The organism is Candidatus Chloroploca mongolica, assembly GCF_004762035.2.
Taxonomy (GTDB): domain Bacteria; phylum Chloroflexota; class Chloroflexia; order Chloroflexales; family Chloroflexaceae; genus Chloroploca; species Chloroploca mongolica.
This window is the reverse complement of the sequence record NZ_SIJK02000002.1, coordinates 91039-103627: the sequence shown is the minus strand read 5'-3', so window position 1 is coordinate 103627 and position 12589 is coordinate 91039. Positions and strand designations below refer to the sequence as shown.

At 51.4% G+C, this 12589-nt stretch carries 4 protein-coding genes; all 4 read right to left on the bottom strand.

Annotation, left to right across the window (positions count from 1 at the left end):
• A partial coding sequence (locus EYB53_RS01900; RefSeq protein ID WP_167857208.1) for a tubulin-like doman-containing protein occupies positions 1–4330 on the bottom strand: 4330 nt, incomplete at its 3' end.
• A 15-nt stretch (positions 4331–4345) separates the two neighbouring features.
• Positions 4346–6991, bottom strand: coding sequence for a vWA domain-containing protein (locus EYB53_RS01895; protein ID WP_167857207.1), 2646 nt, complete (start codon positions 6989–6991; stop codon positions 4346–4348).
• 10 nt (positions 6992–7001) lie between these two features.
• A complete protein-coding gene (locus EYB53_RS01890) occupies positions 7002–7976 on the bottom strand; it encodes a metallophosphoesterase family protein (RefSeq protein ID WP_167857206.1) in 975 nt (324 codons plus the stop codon).
• Positions 7977–8019: 43 nt separating this feature from the next.
• Positions 8020–12417 (bottom strand): hypothetical protein, encoded by a 4398-nt coding sequence (locus EYB53_RS01885; protein ID WP_135476163.1) that lies wholly within the window; start codon positions 12415–12417, stop codon positions 8020–8022.
• Positions 12418–12589: the final 172 nt, after the last annotated feature.

Genomic DNA, 12589 nt, shown 5'->3' with positions numbered 1-12589 from the left:
AAACCCGGGGGGGCAGGACGGCCTCCACAAAGGGGGGCTTGCCACAGATGGGGCAAAAGTTCACGCCCTCGGCCAGTGGGTGGTGGTCTGAGCCGGCACAGACCCGGGGGGGCAGGACGGCCTCCACAAAGGGGGGCTTGCCACAGATGGGGCAAAAGTTCACGCCCTCGGCCAGTGGGTGGTGGTCTGAGCCGGCACAGACCCGGGGGGGCAGGACGGCCTCCACAAAGGGGGGCTTGCCACAGATGGGGCAGAAGTTCACGCCCTCGGCCAGTGGGTGATGGTCTGGGCCAGCGCAGACCCGTGTTGGTTTTGGCGACTTCGGAGTAGAAGGCTCAGAAGGCAATCCTGGTGCAGGTGGCAAAGGCGAAAGAGGTGGTAAGGGATCGAGTATTGGCGCATCCAACGGCGCTATAGCAACATCAGGGCGCTTTTCTCTACATTCGGTGCAGAAGTTCTTTTCACTACTATTCTCATGGCCCTGCGAGCAGATCCAGGTAGACGCTGGGGCTGAAGGAGTAACGCGAGGCTGCTCGGGCTGTAAAGTTGGCGCTGAAGGAGTAGCGCGAGGCTGCTCGGGCTGTACTTCCCCATCCTGATCGACGCTACCCACATCGCTGTCGAGATCGAGTTGTTCAAAAGGAATCGCCCCCTTCCAGATAGCCAACTGGACAAAGCGCCGACTCAAATTTGCCATCTCCTCGTTGGCCACGCCTCTAATCGCCGTCCAGAGATCAACAAACTGCTGTACCCTCGCCCGCTCCTCGTCACTCACCCTTTCCGGCGTCTTTCCTTCGGGCCGCCAAGCCCACGCATAGCGTTGAAGCTCTTGCTGGCACTTCTCTATAAGGCCCCGGAGGCGGATGATCTGCGCGGCCTGCTCCATAGCCTCATTACGGAGGGATGCATCATTGACCGTTCGCCCGGCTGGTGTCCATCCCGGATCTGGCTTACCCCTCCAGATCTGTAGATGCGCCAGCATCATCTGCTCTAGGGTTGCCTCTATGCGTCCCCACTCAAGATCGCTCTTTGTAACATAGTCTTTGCCAACACAGACCAGTTGCACAAAGGCTTGAAGCAGATCGGGTTCGTCGGCATAGGGGGTCAGTTGGTAGTGATCAGGCGTAGCCAACATTCCTAAGTTGTTATAGACGCGGCCATCGGCGTAGCGTTGCCCCGTCGGTTCAACCGTGAGCCGCCAGCAGCTCTTGCCTTGGCGATCGGATGGGGTGTACTTGTGCAGTAGTACGCCGCGCGCACCAGCCAACTGCCAATCATAGTCGGTCTGTCCATAGGCGAGGCAGCGCATGCCAATGCGGAAGCGATCATCATCCTCAAGGAGTGTCACCACCTTATCGTCCAATTCACGCCGTCGCTGCTGCATTTCACGCGAAGCGGTCTGCAAGGCGCGTTCAATTGCGAGGGCGTTATTCTCGGCAGGAAGGATGTGCAAGGGGCGCCACGCAGTCTCAGAGCCGCTGATCTGATGGTAGCTCGGTTGAGCAGCACGATAGCTGGTCATCTGATGGGCCTGGATCAGATCACCAAACATGATGAAGGTCAGCTTAAAGCGATCACGCGAGTCATGCCCGACGGCGGCTACGCTGCCTTCAGAGAGCTTCTTGCGCTCCTCAATACTGGTGGTTGTGCCAAACCGCGTGGCAACCGCAGTACGCAATTGACCCAGGAAGTTGGTTTCCTCTTGCGAGAGACCATGCATACAGACACGGAGGTAGTCCGTTTGCTTCGGAGGCGGCATATTCGGATCGCTGAGTTGGAGCAGATAGCCGCTCTTATCATAGACACGGGCGGCGAGATCCTGTACTCGGTAGTTCCAGTTCTGGTAGAGATAGGCGGTGACCGACATCTCAGACCAGGCAGGGGCATAGAAGCTACGGCAGCGGTCTAGGAGCCGAGCTAGGTTGCGTGCGCCCCGTTCGCGTTGCTCTGGTGCGCCTGCCTGGCGATCCATACCCTTTCCCTGCAGGTGCAACTCAATACGTAGGGGGCTATTGCTATCGGGGCGTCCAATCTTCCACTCGATCGTGTTCAGCAATTCATCGAGCCTGTCGCGCGAGTAGCGATCCCTGCACTCAGCAATGTACTGGTCGTTGCCCTCTTGATCATCAATGACCCAACGCACCTCATTCTTCGCCTGCGCCCGATCGAGATCAATCGCCTTTAAGCCCTCAAGCAGCAGGCCATACATGCCACCCTCGACCGGGCGTGCAGTGGCCAAAATACGCACCCAGAGTTCTACCTCCTGTAGCGCCTGTTCAACAATACCCTGCAACTGTTCAACAAGATCGTAGACCACCTTGCGGGCGATGTCGGCCTTGTGGAACTGGGCTAGGTCATCTGAGATATTGCGATACTCCTTCAAATTGCCGCTCAGAAAACCGGCACCATGAGCCATCTTGTCGGCGGCCTGGCGGCGATCACTGGCAATGGCATCGTAGGTTGCCTTGCGCTTCGTACTGCTCTGCTCGGCAGCCTGTTTGAGCATAGCGGAGCTCGCTTTGAGCAGCCCATCAATGTGGCGCAGAAAGGCTTGCACGTAGCCCAACTTACCCTGTTTGCATTCACGGGCGCTGCCAACATTGGCATCGCCATTGAGCATCTCACGCAGCCACTTGACCAGCAGTTCATTGAATGACTGAACATGGTGGTAGCCAAGGCGAACGAGGGCGCTGCGGAAGTCACCACCGGAGCGCATCCAGACATCCTCGCTATCGCCAATCATTTGGCGTAGCTTCGCATCTACTTCGGTGCGCAGATTGGCGGCACGCTGCTCGTGCGTATTGCCCGGCTGCTGATGATCGACAAAGTAGCTACTCTCCTTTTCTTGCAGGCTCCCTTCAAGTTTGGCCCGCGCTTCGTCCACCCACGCTTGCCATTGAGCATCGCTCGGTGCGAGATGCTGCTGCCATGCAGCGGCATCCTGGTTAAGTATCTCATCAACCACCTGCTGACGAATAATGGGTGTGTGCCCACTCTGGATTGCCCACTGGGTCAGCTTGTTAATGAGCGCAGTATTACTCTCCTTTAGCCACTTTTCCGCCGCAGCGAGCGGCTCTCTCGTTGCCCCTCCCGGTTGATTAGCAATCAAGCCGATGGGAACATCATCGCCATCCGTTTGGCTTGGTGTCGCCAGGGTGTTGAGCAATTCACGGGCGAGCGTATGCACCCAGCGCTCGGTAATGTGGTAGATCGGCAGTTCGATGGTATAGGTACCAACGCTCCCGAAGGTGGGTGTGCCAGCAGGAATCCTTGCTGAAGCATAGAAGGACTTGAAGTTGACCGAATGGGCGCAGAAGGTATCACCTGAACGGTCATCAATATAGGCAACAACCACATCGGCGATCGCTGGTGCTAAACCCTGTTCGATCACCAATCCGTTGATCGGGTTGTTATCCCGCTGCCCATCATAGAGGTAGACGCTGCTGTAGGGGCTTTCGGTCATCGGGCTATTGAGTACCCCTGAGCCTTGCGGATCGTAGGTGAGGGGATAGCCCCCAATCTGGTTAATTACCGCCCCTTGGAGGCGCTTGAGTTCGCGGAGAGCGGCAAAACAGCGCGCATCATAATCCGCTTTACGGTCAGCATTATTGAGTTCAACTTCGGGTGTGCCGCGAAAACCTTCCGCCAAAACAAAGTGGCCAAAGACCACAGGCGCTTGATTAAAGCCAGCCGAACTGGCAATCTGCTTCACAATATGGGGCACATCCACGAAGAGGGCCGAGCCGGTGCCGCCTGATAGAGAGCCAATGACGTGGACATGGATCTTGCTCGCCTCCTGCTTCTTGATCGTGCCAAGTGCGCTCTGTAGTGAGTCGGTGAACTGCTTCAAACGGGCAAAGAGGGCCATGCGCCCAAACTGGCGGTAGCGTCCCGCACCAATATCAAGGTTCCAGAGCGAAGAGTCAACCGCAACCTGATCAAGGTAGTGGTGCGCCTGGAACCACGAACTGAGGTGGCGGCGGGGCTGACCACGGCGGGCTTTCGGATCGCCTGCCGCCTCGATCTGCTCCTCTTTGATCGCCTTGCCCAATTCTAAAATGGTACCCGAGAGAGCGATATACTCACCAATATCGAGCTTAACTGGCCCAGTGGCGTGGTTATGATCACGTTCTCTACCCCAACCGCCAGCCTGAAAGCGTGCGGTACGCTCGGTATCGAGTACCATCAACGCCATGCGTTCAGGCAGACGGTTGCGGTTCGCCTCTTGCAGACTCTTCTTAATGTAGGTAGCCACCTTGAGGCCCGTACCGCCAACACCTATAACGAGGGTTGGTATTGCCTTAAACGTTTCGTTGGTTGTATCAGTCATCAGAGTCTCCTTGGCTTACAGGCGGTTCGTGGTTGGAAAATCATCTGGAATACTAGCGTACCCGCCTACACCAGATATTATTGGTGAGCGAGGGCCTTTTTCGAGCATTGAGCCGTCAGGTAGACTACGGGGTGGTGTGTCTGGCCCTAACGTAATGCTTAGGGGTTTGCCATTGGTGAGGGTGATCTCGAGGTGGGCGCGTTTCGCTTTCGCATCGTCCTCATTGCGACATCTGACCACGATGAGCTTAAAGGGAAGCATTCTCCCTCTTCCCAAGGGCATTCTTAAGAGTCGTTCCAACCATCCGATCAGTCCTCCCGACGGAGTAAGCACAACTTTGTTCCGCCCTGGCAACTGGGCTTTATAGATCTCTTTTTGGTAGGTATCTCCGTCGCTGGTTGGGAGATCTTGATAAATACGGATGAACCCCGAGAGGGGGCAGCGTCTTCTGCGTCGGATGCCCAAGCCCATGCCAATGACACTTGCGATCAAGAGGAGGCCACCTGCGACAGCAGCGAAAAAGAGTGGACTGATGCGCCCAGCGAGGGAGTGTGACCAGTTAGGGTTACTCCACACAAATCCCTCACCGAGTGGAGCCAGAGGTTCAATGATGACAGTATAGGTACCGCGCCCAAGGTTGGCGGCATCGAGACGAAAGAGACCTGGGCGACCAAGGCCTTCGAGGATAACATTGTCTAAGACAACCCGTTGCTGGGTATCAAGCACAGTGGCTCGCAGCACCTGTTGCTGGTCAGCAGCCCGGATTGCCCCTGGACTAACCTGATTACCTGCCTCGTCAACGAGTTGCACATCCAGCGTCAGACCAGTGGGCTGGAGGCGCCAATCAGTCGCAACAAAGCTCCCACCAGTCGGTGTGACAAGCTGAGCATTGATGCGCGTCGTAGGGAAGACTTCAAAATCTAGAGTACCGGTACCAAGTTCGACCTCTCCGGAGGGAGTTGCAACCGTACCACGATAGCTAAAGCGATAGATGCCCACTTGATCTGGAATAAGATCAATCTGATAGATGCCATTCCCAAGATCCTGAGGAAGGAGCGCGACTGATGAACCTCCAGGTAAACCTAGGTTTGCAGTAAGCTCAAATGGCAGATCCAGTCGAACGGGGCCTTGCGGCGTTGTCAGGGTCAAGCTAATCGGGGTCGTTCCGTGTTGAGGCAAGCGCGTGGTCGTGAAGCCATGAAGCTCAAGGTTTACCGGCGCAATGTCAAGATTAGCGACGGGTTTAAAGTCCATGACCATCACAGAATTGCCTTCGGGATCGCGTGACGCAGCGCGTACTTCCAGGCGATGAGGCCCTGCACTGAGAGGCGTGAGCTTGCCGCTATAGGTGTAATCAGGCTCACGCTCCAGGTCTACGATCACGCTGATGGGTTCGGTCGCACTGACAAGCCTGGCCTCGACTTCAAGCGGATATTGCGACCCATAGTTTGGTAGACTTGTGCCCGATCCATCTGCGATCTTCAACGAGAGAGGTAGTTGCTTAAACTGCACAGTATCTGCAGGTGCCGGAGTTGAAGCCTGTACCGCAGCACTAAAAGCGAACATCCTGATCTGACAGGCATCGGGTGTGGGGGGGGGCGGAAGTTGGGTCAGCACATTCCAGATACCAGGCTGTGGTTGCCGTACAATCAAGGTCTCGATTGGTTCATTGCGACCCTGCAACTCAACGACAACATCAGTACGTGAAGGAACGAGCAAACGACCTGGCGCATCCTCGACTTGCAGCGTAATATCGTCCCTAGGCTTAATCAAGGTCAGGCGCAATTCTTGCACAAAAGGTGGAACCACCAGTCTTCCATCAGTAATACAGGCTGTTGTCGGCACTGCCCCACCTGTGCCAAGGGCTAATGAACGTGTCAAATCTTCTGCAATAGAGAGAACATAGGCGCTCATCTCTTCTGGGGTAGTGACACGTACAACCCGACTCGGATCGCCTGCAATCTGTTCCCAGAAAGGCCGTACCGTACTCCAATAGTTATTGGTTGTATCAACCCCAATAACATAGATCTGGTACTGTGGCAAAGGCATAAACTGGCGTACATACCTGGATAGATCATTGAGGTGAGTCGCGTGAAAATCGGAGGGATCATTGAAAGTAAGTTGCGGTGCACCATCAGTCAACATAATCACCGCTCGGGTTGGACAAAGATCACCGGGTGTTGGTATGCGTCCGGGATCTTCAATCACCGCAAAGAGTGCAGATGCATTCTCGAAAGCTGCTCGGTGGTTGGTAAAGCCAAGATTGGCAGCGAAGAACGCCGGCGCGAGTGCCTGCTGAAGTTGTTGATGCTGGGCCTGATTGGTGGCATCAAGCTCAAACCAATCGAGAGCGGTTGCAGGTTGTGTGCCAAAATTGACTACACTAACTTGCATTTTGGAGTCGGTATAGCTCTGATAGCGAAGCGTGCTAAGAACTTCAATCGCACGTTGTGGCCCAAGATAGCGTAAGCCATTTGGATCACTGGGGGCTTGTGCATCTGACATCGAACCACTCTGATCAACGAGGAAGACAACCTGGAGCTCACTACATCGTCCACCCTGGGTTGTTTGGGGAGGCGGTGCAGCCAGACTGACCGGGGTGGTACTGCATAAGCCGATGATCACCCAGTACAGCGTCAGAAGAAATAGCGTGCGCTTCATAGTTGCAACCTCAGAAGACATCTTCACCCGGAAGGGTGAGTTGGCGTATGATTGATTCAGGATAGCCCTGTATGCGCATGGTGTCGCACACACTCTTGCGGTCATAATTGACCGCATGAAACGTGATCTTGCACTGGTTATGGTTCAGGAGTTCAAGCACCGCATAACTTGCCTTGCGATCGTGTTGCTCACGAGCAAAGCCAACACTGCCTGGTGATAGTAAGAGCGGGGTTGCAGCGCTAAACTGATATTGATATGGTGTCTCGGTTTTTACTGGCTCTTCCCAGAGAACCTCGCCTTCTGTACTTAACTGGGCAAGGATTCGTCTATGGGAATGGCCTACGATCATGATATGAGGCGGTTCAGGCTGTGTGACTTGCCAACCCTTATGCATCGGAGGTGATGCACTCAACCACTGGAGAGTCGCCAGCGTCTGAGTCATATGGTGTGGCTCCTTTACGTAGCCCCATACAAGATGCTCAACCAGGTCATGCGCATGTCCGAGTTGAGCTCCATCATCGACAGAACGGTTGGCCCCACCGTGAAGCAGATAAACCCCTGATCGAGGAGTTGTGACTGTAGGTGCATCATTCAATCGATCAAATACTTCGCCACCAATAGGTTTGCCACTAGCATCAAGAATTAAAAGTCCAAGATCACAGAGGTGCTGGCGATGAATGAGCAAGATATGCCAATCATTAGGATTGAAAGGACCATCAAAAAGTACATCTGAATGAATACTTTGATGCCATCCTAACAAACCATACTCATGGTTGCCAAGGAGCATAACTTCTGGGTGGTAGCTACGCAGCATCCGCCAGACCTTAGCAGGTTCGGGCCCACGACCAAAGAGATCGCCCAGAAACCAGATGCATAAAGCACCTCGCTGACCATAACGTGAGCGCACATCGTGCATAACTGCGCTGAGCGCCACGTCATTCGCGTGAATATCAGCTAGAAGAATGATGGTTTCAGGATCAGTCATGCTCATCACTTTCAATCAGGCTCTGCTCCGAGCCTGTAGGTGTCTAATGAGACTTGCGGGATGGATGGTCAAGCCCGGTACGCTGGTAGACATCATTCAAGTACACTTGAAAGGGTTCATAATCTCGACAGATGTTGGCAAAAGTTGTTGCAGCATCATTAAAGGTCTCCCATTCTTGACTTTGGGCCCAATTACGCCGTCTGTTCATCAATTGATTGTAAGATGCTGTTAGGGTGGCCCATGTTGGTTCGTACTTCTTGATGCGATCATCCAGGTTACGTTCGTCCTGTTCAGCTTCATTGACTGCTTTCGTAAAATAATCTCGGTGTTCATCTCGCTGCGCAACCAGACCTGTTGCTGCCTGATACACTTTGAAGGCTTGATCATCGAGACCCGGTAGAAGATTACGCTGATGGTTGTGTTGAAGATAGGTATGCATGGCCTGATCGCTCAAAGCATCAAGCGTCGCTTTTAGGTCTTGCAAGATCTTGCGAAACTCGTTCCGGGACGTGGCGAGATCGTGTGGGCTTCGATGGCTCTGCTGTTGAAGCTTTTGGCGCTGTGTATCCCAAGCTGACCTGCCTGATCCGCTTAACTCAGCCCTACGAGCATCCGAAAATTGTGCTAACCATCGGCGTAACAGCTTCATCTGTTGAACCTTAGGGGCAATGACTGCTTCACAGGCCTGGAGTGACTCGTAGCACTTATCATGATCATCAGGATCTTGATAGACAAGCGAGCTTTGCAACCCGTACGTATCATAAGGATCTGTCCTGCGCATCTCCTTCATCAAATGTTCAGCTTCTTCAAGTGGATACTTTGGATCGGAACTGCGTAAATACTGGCGTAAACGTTCGATAATGGGGTCACTGCCAACTGTAGGCAGATCGTCACTTCTAATCGCACGCTCGAAACGGAAGCATATCTCAAGTTGCTTGCGAAGCTCTTCTTGGCGTTTCCGCTGGCCTTCATTCTCTTCAAGTATCTTGGTAAAAGCACGATAAGCGGGATGCCCTGCGTGGACAAAGGCTTCTGGTACACGCTGCAGGGTTGGTTTAGGCTCACCTTGATGCATACGCAAGACATAACGAGCCGCAGCAAATTGCTCAGGAACATGCAACGCATCTGCAATGAGACGCTGCGCTAGATCAAGCGTCGTACACAATTCTTGAACCTGGTTTAACCAGTCCTTGAGCGCGCTCGAAGACGTCGTCAGCATTTGATCACTGATATCGCTATGCCTAAGTGGATTGCCATATAAATGCAATACATTGCCTAAGTTTTCCAAATGATTATTGCTAACTATAATCTCGTCCAACTGTAATCGAGCAAAATCTTTATCTTTGGGTATCGTTGGCGAGTTTTTTTGATAACGGCGACTAAACCGTTGAGCATCGTAATCATATGTGATATCGTCTACCTCTAGATTGAGGCGCTGAATAGCCTCAAGCAACAATTTCTTTAACTCACTCAGCGCCTGTGTATCTTGAGGTTTGCACTCGATGAACAGGGCAAGGATGTCAATCTTTTCAAATAGCTCCTTTGATGAGTTGAGTTTTATCTGAAGTTCAGAAACTAGGCCGGCCATGCGCTGATCCCAGGTTCGTTTGAGCAACGAAGAGAGTGTGCTATCAGTCAAGGAAGGCTTGGTTTGCTCAAGTTCAAACCAAGTAGTCATTTGTCGTATATCAGAAAGCGGAGGGAGCAGGTTTTCGATCCTGAGAGCATCAAATTTAGTGTGAAGATCGCCTAGTACTTGCCACTGTTCAAGTTGAATGATAGATGCCTCTACTTTGGGTTTGATGTCAGTTGAGCGTGAATTACCCGTCTGACCAATGAATGCCATTGAGGTTTCATTGATCAAGCTTTGAGAACGGGTTAGCGAAAAGCGTGCCTTTTTCAGATAGATTGAAGCTTTTCTGCCAATATGTTTGTCATCAATATTTTGGTACATCTGCTTAACTGTCTCAAGACAATGACTTCCATGGCAATACCAGACCTCAGGATCAGTCTCGAATTTATCTTCCTCGCAGAGAGTATAATAGACTCGCTCAGCTGCGATAGGATCACCTAACAGGCGTGCCTGACGAAGCGTATGTTGTTTTGATGCCTGTAACCTGCGGTGCTCACAGTAATCTTTCAATTCAGGATCACGAGCTGCTAGGCGAGCTGCTTCTTCCCATGCTTGACGCACATGATCCCAATTACCACTCGCCTGACGCTCAGTGCGCTCAGCTTTTGCGATAGCAAGGGGTAAAGCAACGCGCTCTCCGAGCGGCTTTGCAGCTGCAAATTCCCGCACCTCATCTAAGAGTTGCTCAATGGATGAAATATCTAATGTAGTAAAGTAGTTTTCCTTGGCTACCGTGATTGCTGCATCAAGTTCATTCTGGACAAACGTAACAAATTGTTGCTGCAACTCACGACGTACCTCCAAGAACTCACTACGATAACTTGTTGGCTTACTTAACCAGCGTGTCACTTTTTGTGAATTCTGGCGAAGTATGTTCAGATCGGGTGCTGGGTCATTCAGCGCATGTTCAAGTTCTCGGAGGCTCGTTTGGGCTGAAGTATCATTTCTTTCAAGCCGACTCAGCACTTGATCCAGGTTATCCTCACGGACTGCAGCCCCGGCCTTAGCATGCTGGCGTGCTTCAGCAATACCAGTACGAGCAATGTTGAGATCAGGAGGAACAAAGAAATTATTATCATTATCTTCACTGATCGTAGTGTTCATGAAAGGAGCGAGTTCATCACGGGCACGTACAAATCCCAACCAGGCCGACAATTGCGCCTGGATCGTTCGGAGCTTTTTGATCTCCTCCTCAGGAATTTGGCTTGCTGCTTTTGTGCTAAGATCCTGGCAACCTTCGATTAAATCCTGAAGATCATCAGCACTTGCTGCCTTATGCATACATCCATCGGCTCGAACAAGCAGTGATTGAACATCAGTACTGGCTTGGAGATGACGCAACCGCTTCTGGGCTTCGCTCCAATCTGTCCAGTATGTTGGCAGATCGCGTGCTAAAGCCTCGAGCTGTTTGCGCTCTTCTGCAAAGGTGAACTGAGCGCGGCGTGAGGGTATAAGTGGTTCAATACGTTGAAAGATATTTTGCAAATGAGTATACGTATCACGAACATCTTCAGGCACATCCATGTCAAGTGCAATAAGTTCTTGTGCCCGAAGAAGACGTGCTTGTAGCAAGATCCAATTCTCACTTTTGAGGAACTGCTGTGCATCATTCAGCAACTTGGTAAATTCTTCAGTAATACGATGCCTAAGTTGCGCTTTTATAGCGATGAGATCAGGAGCTTTTGGATATAAACTGCTACCCCGGTCAACCAGTTTACGCGCTTCAACGAGATCGGATTGTAATTGAGCCTGATCCAAGCAACGCTCTGCTTCTTCTAATTTGCCTAATTCTTCGCGAACCTTCTTTGCTTCATCTTCAACGCGATTTTTGAAGAGACGTGGCAATGGCACACCAACCCGATCATCTTCAAGACCAGGCAGTTTGTTCCAATTATCTAGTGCCGCTAGGGCTTCACGTGGTTGATGCTGACTCAGATACTCTTTTGCAGAACTAATATACTGATCAATGCGTTCACGCCAGACAAGATTAACTAGGCGATTACGTGCGACCGTAAGAGCTCTGGATACTTCAATCGATTGAGCTTGAGCACTGAGCGTGTCATCAATAAAGTATGTTACCAATTGACTTGAATTACGCCGATCTCGCTCAGCAAAATCAATGATGACCTGAACTAGTTCACCACCCTCCTGGCGCGTCGTAGGTATCTCATGACGCTCCCGCATATCATCATAGCGTCGTCTGGCTTCATCACGCAGGAGCAAAAGTTTTTCACGAATGCTAAGTGACCATTTTTCATTATGTTGCAGAGATGCATTTATTTCATCCAATATTGGTTTGAGTAGTTCATTGATCACATACCCTGATTCAGATCTTTCGAGTTTATCTGCACGTTCCCATGATGCACGAGCCTTTGCCTCAAGTTCATGAAATGCGCGATCCTTGCGCCAGTTATCAACAAGGATCTCAGCCCGACTAGTTAGCGCTTGAACGTCGTCTATATTTAAGTAGCCTGGTACCAATTCAACTGTTGCTGTCATAGCAGAATGGAACCTAGCTGAAAATTTATCAATATCTTGATCATGCGGTAATTGCTCATTTCCTTCATATCGTATCAATCGATCTCGGCACCAAGCAATAAGGATATCTACATGCTTTTGCGCGACTTTTCGAAAGCGTTGATCTAATACATCAAATTTTTCAATTTCTTTTCTGCTTGCGGTACGGTATCCATCATCAAGCAGTTTACGAACTTGACGTAAATCGTCTGTCTTAATCAAAACTGGATCAGCTTGTTCAATATTTTGAAGCATCTGATCCGCAGTTTTTAACGATGTCTCAGTTGTCATGGTTATACTCGTTGCAAAGCTTCAGAACGTCGGAAAATAAATCAAATAAAACGACTCAATACCTTCGCCAATTTCTCTCGATACCGGATAGGCAGGTAGCGCAGCACAATCACTCAAACGGCTTGTCCGTGTGTCTATCAGGGTTAAATAATACCTGATCCGGGTTTTCTCG